Here is a 14,780-nt window from a genome sequence, read left to right as displayed (position 1 = left end):
GCCGGCCCGCCCTCATCCCTTGACGGCCCCCTGGACGAGCCCGGAGACCAGGAAGCGCTGCACGAGGACGAAGAAGACCATGACCGGGATGGTGATGAGCGTGGAGGCGGCCATCACGTGCCCCCAGTCGTTGGCGTACTGGCCGAAGAACTGGCGCAGGCCGACCGCCACCGTGTAGTTCTCGCTCTGGGTCATGAAGGTCAGCGCCAGCACGAACTCGTTCCACGCCACGATGAACGAGAAGATGGCCGTGGCCACCAGGCCGGGCGCCACCAGCGGGAACAGCACCCGCCAGAACATCTGGCCCCAGGAGGCCCCGTCGATGTAGGCGGCCTCCTCCACCTCCACGGGCACCGCGGCCACGAAGCCGCGCATCATCCACACCGCCAGCGGCAGGGACAGCGCCACGTAGACCACGCCCAGGCCGAGCATGGTGTTGAGCAGCTGGAGGTCGCGCACCTGGAGGAAGAGCGGGATGACCAGCGCCTCCAGCGGCACCATCTGCACGATGAGGACCATCACCAGCACCGCGGTGCGGAAGCGGAACCGGAAGCGGGCCACCGCCACGGCGGCCAGCAGCGACAGTACGCACGCTCCGGCCACGGTGATGCAGGCGACCGTGAGCGAGTTGAGCATGTACTGGCCGAACCTGGCCTCGGTGAGCACGTAGACGAAGTTGTCCAGGGACAGCCCGGTGGGCAGCAGCGCCCCGGCCCCCGAGGTGGCCCGGTCCGAGAACGCGCTGATGAGCATGAAGTAGACGGGGAAGAGCGTGAACAGCAGCAGGACGGCCACCCCGACGGACTTGGCCAGGAACCGTCCCGTCCTGCGGACCTCGCCCCTGCGGCGGGCGTCGCGGACGCGGCCCTCCCAGTCGGGGCCGGCGGCGGGTGCCTCTGTGCGCGTGACCACGGGCGTTCCTTCCTCAGCGGTGACCGGGCCGAATCCGGTTGTTCCGGGCTCGGACGGGGCCGTTAGACTCCTGCACTGTCCGGGGCGGGACGTCCTTCGCACCCCGGCGGAGGGGGAGTGATGGCCGTGTCGACAGGGTCGCCGGAGACGGTGGCGTAGCACCGTGCGCGATTCTGCCGGACCCTCCCCCACCGAGGTCGTCATCAGCTGGATCCCCCACGACGCGCGCTTCCGGGACCGCGCCGTCCGGCACGCCCTGCGCGACCCCAGCGGACGGCTGCTGCACGCCTACGTCGAGAACCTGGTCAACCGCGACAACGACGACGGGCGTCCGCTGGGCGAGTACGACCTGCGGACCATGGGAGCGGTGCGCGAGGACCTGGACCGGCGCTCGCTGGCCTCGGTCGACTGGCGCCGCGTGCGCGACAAGCTCGTGGCGGGGCTCCACGGTCCCGCCCGCTGAGCGGGCGGCGGGGGCCGACGCGCTCATCGGAGCTCGTCCTCTCGGAAGAGCGCGCGCAGGTAGAACACGGTGATCACCAGGAGCAGCAGGGTGAGCAGCACGGCGATGGCCGAGCCCAGGCCGTAGTCGTTGTGGCCGAAGGAGCGCACGTAGGACCACACGCCGAGGTTGAGCATCTCCGAGCCGCCCACGTCGCCGCCGGGCATGAGGTAGATCTGCGCGAACACCTTGAAGTCCCAGATGGTGGAGAGCACGGTGACCACGGCGAACACCGGGCGCAGCACCGGGAAGGTGACGTGCCAGAAGCGCTTCCAGGCGCCCGCGCCGTCGATGCGGGCCGCCTCGTGCAGTTCGGCGGGGACCGTGAGCAGTCCGGCCAGGACCGTGACCGCCACGAACGGGAAGCCCCCGTGCACCACGTTGAGCGTGACGATGGCGTAGAAGAACAGCCGGTCGGCGAACCAGTTGTGCCCGGAGGGCTCCAGCAGGCCCAGGGAGGCCAGGGCCTGGGAGACGACGCCGCTGTCGACGTCGAAGATCCAGATCCACACGTAGGTTCCGCTGACCGCGGGCATGGCCCAGGCGACCATGATGCAGGAGACCACGATGATCCGGGGCACCGGGCGCAGCGTGGCCAGCAGCAGCGCCACCAGCGTGCCCACGACGATGGTGGTGACCACCGCGACCACGGCGAAGACCACCGTGTTGAGCAGGGCGACCCGCCACAGGTAGGGGTCGGTGAGCAGGGCGGCGTAGTTGGCGAGCCCGACGAAGTCGGACTCGCCCGAGACGAGGTTGCGCAGCTGGTACTCGCGGAAGGACAGCCACACGATCCGGGCGAGCGGGAGCAACAGCAGCAGTCCGATGACCGTCAGCGCGGGGGCGAGCAGCACCCAGGGCAGGAGCGCCCTGCGGCCGCGGTGGCCCAGGAGCGGCGCCCGCCGCGGCCTGGGCCGTCGCGAGGACGGCTCGGCGGAGCTGCGGACCTTGGGCCCCGGCTCGCTGTCGGCGGTGCCCAACCCGACCGGTGTTCGCACGTGTCTACCCCCCGTTGAGGATGCGCTCGATCTCGTCGGCCGCGTTCTCGGTGGCCTCGTCCACGGTGGCCTCGCCGTTGAGGATGTCCTGCTGCATGCCGACCAGGACCTTCTCGGCCTCGACCTGGGTCCAGGCGGGGGTGACGGGCACGCCCCGGCTGGCCTCGTTGAGCTGGACGGCGAAGGGCTCCAGGATGGGGTCGGCGGAGGAGGAGAAGGTGTCGACCCGGTCGACCACGCCCGGGAAGAAGCCGGTCTCCTCGGACCAGCGCATGCCGAACTCCTCGCCGGTCAGGTGCTGGACGTACTGCCAGGCGGCCTCCTCCTGGCCGGTGCCCTCGAAGACCGACAGCAGCGAGCCGCCCGCGAAGGAGGGCATGTACCCGCCGTCCTGGCCGGGCAGGGTGAAGGAGCCCAGCCTGCCCTCCAGGTCGGGGTTGGCCTCCAGGATGGCCTTGGGGTTGGCGCTGCCGAGGATGGCCATGGCGGCCTCCTCCTCCGCGACGGCCTCCATGACGGCGATCTCGTTCCAGTTGACGGCGCCGGTGGTGGAGGTGTTGTCCTCCAGGGCCAGGCCGGTGAAGAACCCGATCCCGGCACGGGCCTCCTCGCTGTCGATCTCCGAGACCCAGGTGCCGTCGGGCTGCTCGACCGCGATCTCCCCGCCGCCGCCCCAGATCCACGGCATGACCGAGTACTGGGCGTCTCCGGGCACGGGGAAGGCGATCATGTCCTCCTCGGCCTCGGACAGGGCCAGGGCGGTCTCGCGCAGCTCCTCCCAGTTCTCGGGGACCTCCAGGCCGTGCTCCTCGAAGACGTCGGTGCGGTAGACGACGGAGCGGATGGAGGCGTACCAGGGCACGCCGTAGACACCGTCGTCGAGCTGGCCCATCTCCATCAGGCCGGGGATGTACTGGGAGGTGTCGATGTCGTAGCCGGACAGGTCGTGCAGGGCTCCGGCGTCGGCGAAACCGGGGGTGAAGGTGTTGCCGAGCTCGGCGACGTCGGGCATGGTGCCGCCCGCGATGGCGGTGGAGATCTTGTTCTGGGCGTCCTGCCACGGCACGAACTCGACGTCCACCTCGATGCCGGTCTCCTCGGTGAACGCGGCGTTGGCCGCCTCGAAGAACCCCGTCTCGTCGGGGTTGGTGCCCTGCATGATCCAGACCAGGAGGCCGTCGGAGCCGGAGGCCCCGCCTCCTCCGCTCCCGCACGCCGTCGCGGCCAGGACCAGCGCCGCGGCGGCGGCGGGGAGCGGAACGTACTTGTGGGTTCTTCTGCGGGCCATCGGCACGCCTCCCGTTCCTTTCGAGGGTCCCCTCAGGGTTGGTAGGAAACCTACGTAAAGAACCGCGTCGAGTGAAGTAAACCACTACCTTTTGTGTCTGAGCCGTTAGGAGGCTGGACATATCCGGAGTGTCGCGGCCGGTACGGCGTGTCGCACGAGTCCCTTTCGTCCCGTTTGTCCCTTGCTGTGCGCCCTTACTCGGACAGTCCGGTGACCTGGCGCAGGGTGGACAGGAGTTCGGCGCGCTTGTACACGGCCAGGCCGATGGCCGCGCCGAAGGCGGCGAGCATGTGCACGTAGACCATGGGGTCGCCCCGGGTGAAGCGCTCCGCGGCCTCCTCCTCACCGACCGAGTGGGCCTCCCACGCGGTGGAGACGGCGAACTCCAGCTCGGGCGGGAGCATCTCGGCGACCATGCGGGCGACGGCCTCGCGGGAGTCGGCGGGCTTCCACACCACGCCGGTCTGCTGCACGCGGCGGCCGAGGAAGGCGGCGATGACCTTGAGCTCGGACGTGACGGCCTCGACGTCGTCGGCGGCGCGCGGGACGACCTCGTCGAGCTCCTGCCGGTTGCGGTCGGCGTAGGCCTCGATCAGGTCGATCGCGGTCCGCTTGACGTGGTCGGGCGCGTCGGGCGCGGGCGTGGTCCCGTCGGTGCTGCCGTCGGAGGATGAGGACACGTCGTGGTCCCTTCTGGTGGGTGTGCGGCCGGGGTGTGCCGGGCTGGGTCCCGCCGGTCTCGCGGCGGGGTGTGCGTCCGCCGGACACGCCCCGGGTCCATAATGCCGCGAAGCGGACCCGGCCGACCCCTGACAGGCCGAAGGTCCTCCCCCGGCGAACAAGGAGGGGGGAGGACCTTCGACGCGCCCGTGCGGGCGGCGCCCCGTGCGGTGGTCCGCGGCGGCGGGTGGGGCGGCAGGTCAGAACCAGGGGCGCAGCGGCACGTGCGCCTCGGTGCCGTCCAGCTTGACGCCCAGGATCTGGTGCAGCTGCACCACGTCGCGTTCGAAGCCGAGCACGCACCCGGCCATGTAGAGCCGCCAGACCCGGGCGGTGCCCGCGCCGACCTCGGCGACCGCCTCGTCCCAGTTGCGGTCCAGGTTGGCGCCCCAGTGCCGCAGGGTCAGGGCGTAGTGCTCGCGCAGGTTCTCCTGGTGGCGGATCTCGAACCCGGCGTCGTTCATGGCGGTCTGGATCCGGCCGGGGCCCTCCAGCTCCCCGTCGGGGAAGACGTAGCGGTTGATGACGCCCCTGCGGTTCAGGGACGGCAGGTCGTTGCGCGGCCGGGTGATGCAGTGGTTGAGCAGGCGTCCCCCGGGCACGAGCTTGTCGTTGAGCGAGGCGAAGTAGGAGGCCAGGTTGTCCGCCCCCACGTGCTCGGTCAGGCCGATGGAGCTGATCCGGTCGTAGCTGCCGTCCGGGACGTCGCGGTAGTCCATGTGGCGGACCTCGGCCAGCCCGGACAGTCCCTCCTGGGCGATCCTCTTGGCCGCCCACTCGGCCTGCTCCTTGGACAGGGTGACGCCGAGCGCACGGACCCCGTGCTCGCGGGCGGCGTGCATGACCATGCCGCCCCAGCCGCAGCCCACGTCGAGCAGGCGCATGCCCGGCTCCAGGCCGAGCTTGCGCGAGATGAGTTCGTACTTGCGGAACTGGGCGCTCTCCAGGGCTCCGTCGAAGCGGCCGACCCGGTCCCGGGCCCCGTCCTCGTCGTCGAAGACGGCGCAGGTGTAGGTCATCGACGGACCCAGGACCATCTCGTAGAAGGCGTTGGAGACGTCGTAGTGGTGGTGGATGACCTCGGCGTCGCGCTGCTTGGAGTGGCGCCAGCCCAGTCCGCTGAGGCGGCCCTGGCGCATCTCCTGCGGCGGCGGGGCGACCCGGTTGACGAACTTGACCCAGCCCACCGACCGCGCGATCTCGACCGCGTCGCGCACCGAGACCCCGAACCCGTCGGCGAAGACGAAGTCCGCCATGCGTCTGAGGGCGGTGTACATGTCCCCCTCCAGCACCAGGTGGCCTGAGACGTAGGCCCGGGCCAGGCCGACGGCGTTGGGGGACTGCGCCAGGTAGTTCACCGCGACCGGGGTCCGCACGTGCAGGGCCACGTCGCTGCCGGGGTCCCCCGAGCTGCTGCCGTCGTAGGCGGTGAACCGGATGGGCGCGTCGGGTCCGACGACGCGTTCGAAGATCTCAGCGAGCCGCATTGCTCTGTCCTTCCCTCATACCGGACGCGGTGACGTCCCCTCGGGTCGCGTCCCGTGGTCTCGTGCCGTCAGCGGTTGCGTACGCACTTGGCGTACAGGTCGAGCAGCCGGCCCTCGGGGTCGTAGGCCTCCTTGAGCCCGGCGTAGGCGGTGCCGTTGTACAGGCGCCAGAACTCCTCCTCCTCGTAGAAGGAGTCCGAGTACAGGGACTTGTGACCGCCCAGCTCGGCGACCGTCTCCTCCACCAGGCGGTTGTGGTGGGCCCGGCGCTGCCCCGGCTTCATGTCGACCAGGCCCCAGAAGCCGAAGTTCACGTAGAGGCGGTCGTGGTCGAGCGGGTAGAGCGGCCACACGTGCTCGCCCCCGCCCTGGCCGGGGCGGCGGGGCTCGCGGAGCCGGAGGGGGCACATCCACACGGGGGTCATGCCGATCTCGGCGTGGTAGGTGTCGAGGAACTCGGCGCCGCGTTCGACGCCCACCTCGATGTCCTGGATGAGGGGCTCCTTGGGCCGCCGCCCCCGGTAGTGGTTGAGGAGGCGGGAGAAGTCGGTGCGCCGGTCCCAGGCGACCAGCCTGCGGTAGACGTCGGAGCGCTTGAGGGAGCGCGGCCACAGTGCGCGCACCAGCGGGTGCTGGGTGCCGAAGGCCCGGGAGCACCAGAACCAGTCCGTGTCCCAGCGCCACAGGTAGTCGGCGATGGTGAGGTAGTCGCCGGGGCCGCTGCCCGCGTAGTGCTGGATGGACCGGTAGTAGACCTCCTGGCCGGTGTAGTCGCTGGTCCAGGGGGCCTCGTCGGTGAAGCGGGCCAGGGTCAGGTACAGCTCGTCGGGGCCGAAGGCGACCCCGTCCACGAAGTCGACCGGCTGGCCCTCGTACTCGCGGTCGGCGCAGACCAGGGCGAGGGCGTCCATGGCCTCGGCGGCCTTGTGGAAGCGCACGTGGCGCAGGTGCACGTACGGGGAGACCGGTTCGAGTTCGACGCGCAGGCGCAGGCTGTAGCCCAGGGTCCCGTAGGAGTTGGGGAAGCCGTGGAAGAGGTCGCTGTACTCGTTGTCCCTGGTGGCGGTGACCACGTCGCCGCCTCCGGTGAGGATCTCCATCTCCCGGACGGCCTCGTGCGGCAGGCCGCTGCGGAAGGAGGAGGACTCGATGCCCATGCCGGTGACGGCGCCGCCGAGGGTGATGGTGCGCAGCTGGGGGACGACCGTCGGCATGAGGCCGTGCGGCAGGGTGGCGGCGACGAGGTCCTCGTAGGTGGTCATGCCGCCGACGTCGGCGAGGCGTTCCACGGGGTCGACGGAGATGACGCCGGTGAAGGCGGACACGTCCAGGGCCGGGGCGCCGGTGGGCTCGCGGAACCGGAAGAGGTTGGATGTGGGCTTGGCCAGGCGCACCGGTGCCTCCTTGGGCAGGGCCCGGTAGTCGCGGCGCAGCTTGTGGACCGCCGCTATGTGCTCGGCGAGCCCCGTCCGCGTGGAGGTGGCGCTGCCCGTGCCCTGCTGTTGAGGAGTCATCCCAGTTCCCGTTCCGGTGTCGGCGACACGCACTCGCGTGCCGGATCGGCCATGGCCGCCGGGCGGCTGGGACGGCCGATCCACTCAGTTCTACCTACCGGTAACGGCTTTGTGCCACCCCATTTGTTCCGTGTCTTGCCCCTAGTCGTCCTGCCTGCGGTCGCGTCCGGGACACGGGTGCCGCGGGCGGATCCGACGCCGCCGGGCGGTGCCCCGCCGGTGCGGTGCGGAGGTGGTCGTAGGATCGGGATTCGTGCGTATCGCTCTCGTTGACTCCGGTATCGGCATGCTCTCGACCGCGGCGGCCCTGCGTGTGGCACGGCCGGACGCCGACCTGTTCCTGTCGATGGACCCGGACCACATGCCCTGGGGTCCGCGTACCCCGGACGAGATCGTCGCGCGCGCCCTGGCCGGGGCCCGGGCCGCCCAGGAGGCCGCCGGGGACGCGGCGCTGGACGCCGTGGTGGTGCCGTGCAACACCGCGTCGGTGCACGGGCTGGCCGAACTGCGCGCCGAGTTCGAGCCGGACGTCCCGGTGATCGGGACGGTTCCCGCCATCAAGCCCGCGGCGGCGGCCGGAGGGCCGATCGCGGTGTGGTCCACCGCCGCGACCACGCGCAGCGGCTACCAACGGCAGCTCGTCGAGACCTTCGCCCGCGGCGTGGAGGTGACCGCGGTGGCCTGCGCGGGGCTGGCCGAGGCGGTGGAGTCGGCCGACCCGCGGCTGATCGACGACGCGGTGGCCTACGCCGCCGAGCTGACCCCCGGCGACGTGCACGGCGTGGTGCTCGGGTGCACGCACTACGACCTGGTGGGCGCGCAGATCTCCGCGGCCCTGGGCGGGCGGGCGGAGCTGTTCACCGCCGCCGGGGCGGTGGCCGCGCAGGCCCTGCGCCGGATCGGCGAGAGGCCCGTGGGCACCGCGCCGGGCAGGGTACGCGTGCTGGCCAGCGGCCGTCCCTCCCGGCTGCCCGCCGCCGCGCTGTCCTACCCCGCGGGGCGCTCCCTGGCGTCCGGGGTGGGCGCGGCGACCGTGTGAAGGCGCTCCCCCGCTGACGGGCCGGAGGCCGTGACCGTCCGAGAGCGCCCTCGTGCTGACGGGCCGGGCATCGCGACCGCGTGAGGATGCTCCCCCCGCCGACGGGCTGAGCGCCGCGACCGGGCCGGCGTTCCCTGTCGGGGCGTCCGCGACCCACCCGTCAGGGGTGGGGCGCCAGGGTCCCCTGCCCTGGGGCGCCGGCCCGCACCGGACCGTCCAGCGCGCCGGCGGCGAGGGTGCTCACGAGGGTGCGCACCCCGACGGTGTCGTTGTCGTGCAGAAGGGTCTCCAGCAGGGACAGCGCCGCGCGTTGGTCCCCCGGCTGCTCGCGCACGTGGCGCCACTGGGGCTCGGTGGCCGCGTCCGAGAGCATCAGGGTCCGGCCGACCTGGCCGAGCGCGGTCAGCAGCGGGGTGTCGTGCGGCATCCTCTCCAGGGCGGCGTTGACCTGTTCGGCCTGCTGCTCGGGGTCGACCTCCTCCACGGGCTGCGCCCGCAGGAAGTCCAGCACGTCCTCGGCCGGGGCCAGCGGCCGGACCGGGGGCATCATCGCGATCATGGCGCGCGCCTCGGCCAGGTCGCCCAGGATCTCCTCGGTGCTCCCCAGCTCCCCGATGAGCCGCTCCGCCCTCTGTGCGGAGCAGGTGGCCACCCAGCGGGCGCCGCGGACCGAGGCCAGGCGGGCGGCGGACAGGGCGAGCTCGGCTCCGCGGCGCGGCGCCCCCACCCGCTCGAAGTAGCGCGACCAGGTGGTCACCCGCACTCCCAGCCGCCAGTCGTTGCGCACCGCGCCCTGGCACACCAGGTTCTCCACCGCCTCCACCCACGCGGGCCGCAGACTCGGGTACGCCTCGGCCTCCTCCACGGTGGGCAGGGGGACGATGGCCTCCTGGGGCGGGCAGTGGCCCAGGCGGACCAGCCAGGACAGCAGCCGCGCGCGCTCGAAGCGGATGCGCCGGTGCAGGGCGGCCCGGCGCGGGTTGGCCTCGTCCAGGACCAGCTCCGCCTCCATACGGTCCAGCACCTCCAGCGCCTGGGCGTGCTCGTCCTGGTGGCGCAGGGCTCTGACGAGGGTGAACACCCCGTCGGCACCGAGCATGGCCGGGCCGGTGGCGGTGTGCTCGTAGCGCCGCAGCTCGTTCTCGGCCCGGTCGGCCATGTCCTCGTCGATGAGCAGGTTCACCCGGGCGAGGGTGAAGGAGGGCCAGGCGGGGGTGCGCTCCCAACCGGCCAGGCGCCGGGTGGAGAGCAGTTCGCGGCGCTGTCCGGTGGTGCCGCGGGCGTCGATGTTGGCGTGGCAGCGCACCAGGGTCTCCAGCAGGGACACCGGCAGCGGGCCGTGGACCAGGGGCTCGGGTTCGTCGTCGGCCGCCGCGCTCACCTGGGCGAGCGCGCGCCCGCCCTCGGCCAGGGCCCCCACGCGCACGGCCAGGGGCCAGTGCGCCAGGAAGAACAGGGTCGGCGGGCCGAAGACCCCCGGGACCGCGGCCTCGGTCGCGCCCGCCTCGGCGACCAGTCGGCGCGCGGTGCGCAGCGCCGAGCGGGCCACGGCCTCCACACGTACCGGGTCCCCGGCCTCGCAGAGCACGGGCAGGCTCGCGACCGCCTCGGCCAGCTCCGTCTGCCCGGCCGCCCGGAGTCGTCGTGCGGTCTCCCCCGCCCACGTCCACATCGGCATGGTCTGCACCCCCTGTAAGCACCACGTGAGAACAGAACGTAGCAGCGCGGTGACAGGGCTGTCCGGAAAACGCGCAAAGCCGCGGAGTACGGGGATAGGCGTCCTGTCGGGGCCGTCCCGGACCGCTAGACTCGGGGGCCGTGGCGCCCGGCGGGGGCCTTCGCGAGGTCCCGAGCATCCAGCCGCGCCGAGCCGCACCGAGCCGCACCAAGGGGACATGAGCGCCGATGGGATGGCGAGACCGTTTCGGACTCCGCAAGGCCAACCGCAAGGGCAAGGCCCGTTTCGACCGGGAATCCGAGGATTCGGACATCAAGGCGCTGATCGAGTTCGCCAAGAGCCGGGTGGGTGTGGAGTTCTTCGTCGAACCGGAGACCTTCGCCACGCGGGCCACGGCGGTCGCGGTCGCGACGGACGGCGAGTGGATCCGCCGCCGGTGCGGTTCGCCCGACGTGATCCGCAAGGTGGCCAGGGACCTGGCGGTCCCGGCCTACGACGTGCAGATCGTCGGCTACCCGCAGCGGATGCGCGACTGGAGCGCACGCAACAAGCGCGGCCTGTCACTGGACGAGTGAGGGTGCGCGGGCGTACCGGGCGAGCGTAAGACTCGCCACACCGACACGCTGTTGGGGATGGTCCGAAACCCGCGACCGGGTCATTTTGGGCATTGATGACGAGTCCTTGCCGTGACTTCCTCGCCGAACGGGTTCCCTAACGGGCTTCATCCGTCGCATACTCGCCTCGGAGGGGGGACTCTGATGAAGCAGGATCTCACGGCCCTGTGCTGCGACTGCGGCACGATTCGCGAGGTGAGCGACTACCAGAGTGTGGGCGAGGCGCAGTCCGCCTACGGACTGGCCCGCTGCGTCGTCTGGCGCAAGTGCCGCACCTGCGGCTACCGCACCTACCACGCCTACATGCGCGCCGACGAGGACCGCGACGAACTGGAGGACGCCCTGCGGTTGGACGGCGCCCTGGCGGCCGAGGCCCTCGACGAGGAGGTGGAGCAGCTGCGGCTGTGCGGGGTCGAGGTCGGGCACGCCCCCGTCCCGGCGATCTGGGACGGCCAGTCCGTGGGCATGGTGACCCAGCGGCTGACCGACCGCGCCTACTCGATCGTGCTGGACCCCGAGGCGTCCGTGGTCTCCCGGCTCAAGCTCATCGACATGATGTGGAACGAACTCCTGGTGGGCGAACACGACGACCGCTGGTTCATCCAGGAGGCGGAGGACGACGGGTCCCCCGCGTACGCGGTCCGGCTGTTCGGCTACCGCACGCGCGGCTGAGGCCGGACCGCGCTCGCGCGGTCCGGCCCCGGCGCCCTACCCGGCGGCGGGTTCGGGCTGGCCCGCGAGGCGGCGCAGCGCGGACCTGGCCACCGCCGGATCGGTGGTCCCCCAGTAGGGCGGCAGGGAGGCGCGCAGGAAGCCGCCGTAGCGGGCCGTGGCCAGGCGCGGGTCCAGGACGGCGATGACCCCCCGGTCCTCGGTGGAGCGCAGCAGGCGCCCGGTGCCCTGGGCGAGCAGCAGGGCGGCATGGGTGGCGGCCACCGACAGGAAGCCGTTGCCCCCGTGCGCGGCGACCGCGCGCTGGCGCGCGGAGGCCAGCGGGTCGTCGGGCCGGGGGAAGGGGATGCGGTCCACGATCACCAGGGACAGCGAGGGTCCGGGCACGTCCACGCCCTGCCACAGCGACAGGGTGCCGAACAGGCAGGACCGCTCCTCCTCGGCGAAGCGGCGCACCAGCTGCCCGGTGGAGTCCTCCCCCTGGCACAGGATCGGCTGGTCCAGGCGCTCGCGGAGTTCCTCTGCGGCCTGCTGGGCGGCGCGCATGGAGGAGAACAGGCCCAGCGCGCGGCCGTCGGCGGCCTCGATGAGTTCGCTGATCTCGTCCAGGTAGGCGGGCGCGAGGCCGTCGCGGCCGGGCGGCGGCAGGTGGGTGGCCACGTAGAGGATGCCCCTGCGGGCGTGCTCGAAGGGCGAGCCGACGTCCAGCGCGCGCCAGCGGGGCTCCCCGGCCGCGCGGTGCGGGCCGTCCTCGTCGTCGGGACCGTCCTCGTCCCGGGGTTCGGCCGGTTCCGGGCCGCGGCCCGCGGCGGCGCGCTCGGCGGCCTCCTGGGCCACCTCGCGGCCCAGGCCCCACTGGTTGGCCAGCGAGGCGAAGGAGCCGCCCAGGGTGAGGGTGGCGGAGGTCAGCACCACGGTGCGGTCGCCGAAGAGCTTCTCGCGCAGCAGTCCGCCCACGCCGAGCGGGGCGACGTGGAGCGCGGGTTGGCGTCCGGGGGTCTTGGTCAGCCAGACGACCTCGGTGCGGTCGCGCAGGGCGGGTTCGAAGGACTCCAGGACGCGCACGGCGGTGTCGTGCACCTCGCCGAGCGCGGCCAGGGCCAGGCGGCGGTCGCTGGCGCCGTCCGGGTCCAGCTCCCCGGGTGAGGGGCCGATGGCGGTGACGCAGGCCGAGGCGGCGTCGCGGGTGGCGGCGACCGCGTTGGCCAGGGCGTCGTCGATGTGGTCCAGGCGTCCGTCGGGCGACTCGGTGAACATCAGGGCGAGGCCGTCGGCGCACTCGGTCAGGCGTTCGCTGATCCCGGGTTCGACCAGGCGGGCGGCGCGCTTGGCCGCGGCGTTGACGGTGCGCTCGCCCAGGACGCCGGTGGCCACGGAGGTGGCGCGGTCGACGAGTTCGTGCGCCTCGTCGATCATGATCGTGTTGTGCTCGGGCAGGATGTGGTAGCCCTGCGACATGTCGATGGAGAGCATGGCGTGGTTGGTGACCACCACGTCCACGCCCTGGGTGGCCTCGCGGGCGAACTCGGCGAAGCACTCCTGGCCGAAGGGGCAGATGCGGGCGCCCATGCACTCGTTGGCGGCCACCGACACCTGGCGCCAGGCCAGGTCGCTGACGCCGGGCACGAGTTCGTCGCGGTCGCCGGTGACGGTGTCCTCGGCCCACTCGTGCAGGCGTGCCACCTGCCGGCCCAGCGAGGAGAGCTGGCGCGGGTCGAACAGCTCGGTGTCCTCGGCCTCCTCGCCAGCGGTCTGGAGCCGGTTGCGGCACAGGTAGTTGCGGCGGCCCTTGAGCACGGCGAACGTGGGCTCGCGGGGCAGCATCGGCGTGAGGGCCTTGGCCAGGCGCGGCAGGTCGCGCTCGATGAGCTGGTTCTGCAGGGCGATGGTGGCGGTGGAGACCACCACCGTGCTCTCCTTGGCCATGGCGTGTCTGATCGCGGGCACCAGGTAGGCCAGGGACTTTCCGGTGCCGGTACCGGCCTGGACCACCAGGTGTTCGCGCTTGTCGACCGCCTCGGCCACGGCACCGGCCATGGTCGCCTGGCCCTCGCGGCGGCTGCCGCCCAGGGCGGCGACGGCCGCGTCGAGCAGGGTGGGAACGTCGGGGAGATCTGCCACGGATCGACAGTACCGGCCGTGGAGGACAGGGCGGACGTTGTCCACAGGCAGGATCGGCCGGGGCCCGGCCGATCCTGCCCGGAGGCGCTTCAGCCCATCGTGGCCAGCAGCTCGTCCAGGGCGTCCATGGACTGCTTCAGGCCGTACTCCATGCCGGACTCGACCATGCCGTCGCGGTCCTCGACGCTCTGGAACACCGTGGTCGACGTGTAGAGGGTGCGGCCGTCCCCCTCCTCCAGGGTGGTGGTCTCCAGGCACACGTGCCCGGGCATGCCCTCGAACTCGAAGGTCTGCACGAAGCGCTCGGGCGCGACGACGTCGTGGACCACGCCGTGGAAGGCGTACTCCTGGCCGTCGGGGGCGCGCTCGACGAACCTCCAGGAACCGCCCCGGCGCAGGTCCGCGTGGTCGATGACGGTCTCGTTCTCCTTGAGCCCCCACCAGCGGGCGAGGTGCTCGGCATCGGTCATGGCCCTGAACACCACGTCGCGGGGCGCGTCGAAGCTGCGCGTGACGACGATGTCGTGCCGTCCGGGCTCGGCGATCACCGTGAGGTCGCTCATGACTGTCCTCCTGTGGTCTGTGCCTGCTGGATCCGGCGGATCTCCGCGTCGAGCCGGTCGAAGCGGTCCTCCCACTGGCGGTGGTAGCGCTCGATCCACCCCGTCGCCTCCTCCAGGGGGGCGGTCTCCAGTCGGCAGGGGCGCCACTGCGCGTCGCGGCCCCGGCTGACCAGACCCGCCCGCTCCAGCACCTTCAGGTGTCGGGAGACCGCTTGAAGGCTGATGGGAAACGGTTCCGCCAGCTCGTTGACGGTGGCCTCGCCCTCGGCGAGCCTCGCCAGCAGCGCCCGACGGGTCGGGTCGGCCAGTGCGGCGAACGTGAGACTCAACGGGTCGGTCGCCATCTGCGTATTCAACTTTCCTGTTAATCAACCAATACGTTGATTATGAGCCACAGCACACTACGAGTCAAGGGTGAGGAACCACTTCGATCAAACAGAAGAAGGCCGACCGCGCCCCCGGTCGCAGGGGCCCAGAGGCGAAGCATCACGTCACGGGAGAGCGCCCCGCCCACCCCGCCGACCACCACGGCCCCGACCACAGGGGGGCACCCCGGGGGGGTTCGGGGGCCTCCCCCCGGAAAGCACCAAGGGCGACCCGGCGAGCGCGTTCACGCGCGAGCAGGGTCGCCCTTCGTCCGTGGAGCTATGGGGATTCGAACCCCAGACCTCC

14 protein-coding genes are annotated in these 14,780 nt (G+C 72.0%); 4 read left to right on the top strand and 10 right to left on the bottom strand.

Annotated features, from left to right (window positions below; translation table 11 throughout):
• Positions 1 to 12: 12 nt before the first annotated feature.
• Positions 13 to 912 carry a carbohydrate ABC transporter permease gene (locus DQW06_RS10550; protein ID WP_013154347.1) on the bottom strand — a complete coding sequence of 300 codons (900 nt, stop codon included), beginning with the start codon at positions 910 to 912 and terminating at the stop codon, positions 13 to 15.
• A gap of 163 nt (positions 913 to 1,075) precedes the next feature.
• Between DQW06_RS10550 and DQW06_RS10545 the strand changes: the two genes are divergently transcribed.
• Positions 1,076 to 1,375, top strand: coding sequence for a hypothetical protein (locus tag DQW06_RS10545; RefSeq protein ID WP_013154348.1), 300 nt, complete (start codon positions 1,076 to 1,078; stop codon positions 1,373 to 1,375).
• 23 nt (positions 1,376 to 1,398) lie between these two features.
• On the opposite strand, the gene DQW06_RS10540 is transcribed toward DQW06_RS10545, so the two are convergent.
• The 5 genes from DQW06_RS10540 to DQW06_RS10520 form a co-directional block, all read right to left on the bottom strand.
• The gene (locus DQW06_RS10540; protein ID WP_049800380.1) at positions 1,399 to 2,304 is read right to left on the bottom strand and encodes a carbohydrate ABC transporter permease; all 906 of its coding nucleotides are present in this window, start codon (positions 2,302 to 2,304) and stop codon (positions 1,399 to 1,401) included.
• A 112-nt stretch (positions 2,305 to 2,416) separates the two neighbouring features.
• On the bottom strand, positions 2,417 to 3,700 hold the full coding sequence (locus DQW06_RS10535; RefSeq protein WP_013154350.1) for a sugar ABC transporter substrate-binding protein: 1,284 nt from the start codon (positions 3,698 to 3,700) through the stop codon (positions 2,417 to 2,419).
• 194 nt (positions 3,701 to 3,894) lie between these two features.
• On the bottom strand, positions 3,895 to 4,380 hold the full coding sequence (locus DQW06_RS10530) for a hypothetical protein (protein WP_013154351.1): 486 nt from the start codon (positions 4,378 to 4,380) through the stop codon (positions 3,895 to 3,897).
• 240 nt (positions 4,381 to 4,620) lie between these two features.
• Positions 4,621 to 5,907, bottom strand: a complete 1,287-nt coding sequence (locus DQW06_RS10525) for a cyclopropane-fatty-acyl-phospholipid synthase family protein (RefSeq protein WP_071622520.1) — start codon at positions 5,905 to 5,907, stop codon at positions 4,621 to 4,623.
• Positions 5,908 to 5,975: 68 nt separating this feature from the next.
• Positions 5,976 to 7,421 carry an FAD-binding protein gene (locus DQW06_RS10520; protein WP_013154353.1) on the bottom strand — a complete coding sequence of 482 codons (1,446 nt, stop codon included), beginning with the start codon at positions 7,419 to 7,421 and terminating at the stop codon, positions 5,976 to 5,978.
• 253 nt (positions 7,422 to 7,674) lie between these two features.
• Here DQW06_RS10520 and DQW06_RS10515 point away from each other — a divergent pair, with 253 nt between their 5' ends.
• On the top strand, positions 7,675 to 8,460 hold the full coding sequence (locus DQW06_RS10515) for a glutamate racemase (RefSeq protein ID WP_013154354.1): 786 nt from the start codon (positions 7,675 to 7,677) through the stop codon (positions 8,458 to 8,460).
• A gap of 160 nt (positions 8,461 to 8,620) precedes the next feature.
• Here the strand turns inward: DQW06_RS10515 and DQW06_RS10510 are convergent, their stop codons facing one another.
• Entirely contained in the window at positions 8,621 to 10,138 is a 1,518-nt protein-coding gene (locus DQW06_RS10510) for a hypothetical protein (RefSeq protein WP_013154355.1), read from the bottom strand.
• Positions 10,139 to 10,365: 227 nt separating this feature from the next.
• Here DQW06_RS10510 and DQW06_RS10505 point away from each other — a divergent pair, with 227 nt between their 5' ends.
• Together DQW06_RS10505 and DQW06_RS10500 are read left to right on the top strand one after the other, a co-directional pair.
• Entirely contained in the window at positions 10,366 to 10,713 is a 348-nt protein-coding gene (locus tag DQW06_RS10505; protein WP_013154356.1) for a hypothetical protein, read from the top strand.
• Between the two features lie 183 nt (positions 10,714 to 10,896).
• Entirely contained in the window at positions 10,897 to 11,424 is a 528-nt protein-coding gene (locus tag DQW06_RS10500) for a DUF6315 family protein (RefSeq protein ID WP_013154357.1), read from the top strand.
• Between the two features lie 36 nt (positions 11,425 to 11,460).
• Here DQW06_RS10500 and DQW06_RS10495 read toward each other — a convergent pair whose 3' ends face one another.
• The 3 genes from DQW06_RS10495 to DQW06_RS10485 form a co-directional block, all read right to left on the bottom strand.
• Positions 11,461 to 13,545 (bottom strand): ATP-dependent DNA helicase, encoded by a 2,085-nt coding sequence (locus tag DQW06_RS10495; protein ID WP_071622521.1) that lies wholly within the window; start codon positions 13,543 to 13,545, stop codon positions 11,461 to 11,463.
• An 89-nt stretch (positions 13,546 to 13,634) separates the two neighbouring features.
• Positions 13,635 to 14,108 (bottom strand): SRPBCC family protein, encoded by a 474-nt coding sequence (locus tag DQW06_RS10490; RefSeq protein ID WP_013154359.1) that lies wholly within the window; start codon positions 14,106 to 14,108, stop codon positions 13,635 to 13,637.
• Entirely contained in the window at positions 14,105 to 14,452 is a 348-nt protein-coding gene (locus DQW06_RS10485) for a helix-turn-helix transcriptional regulator (protein ID WP_013154360.1), read from the bottom strand. The genes DQW06_RS10490 and DQW06_RS10485 overlap by 4 nt, the downstream gene beginning before the upstream one ends.
• Positions 14,453 to 14,780 lie beyond the last annotated feature (328 nt).

Origin of the sequence: Nocardiopsis sp. TNDT3 (assembly GCF_003427465.1) — a bacterium.
Taxonomy (GTDB): domain Bacteria; phylum Actinomycetota; class Actinomycetes; order Streptosporangiales; family Streptosporangiaceae; genus Nocardiopsis; species Nocardiopsis dassonvillei.
The sequence above is the reverse complement of the archived record's forward strand: the minus strand, read 5'-3'. Positions and strand labels throughout refer to the sequence as shown.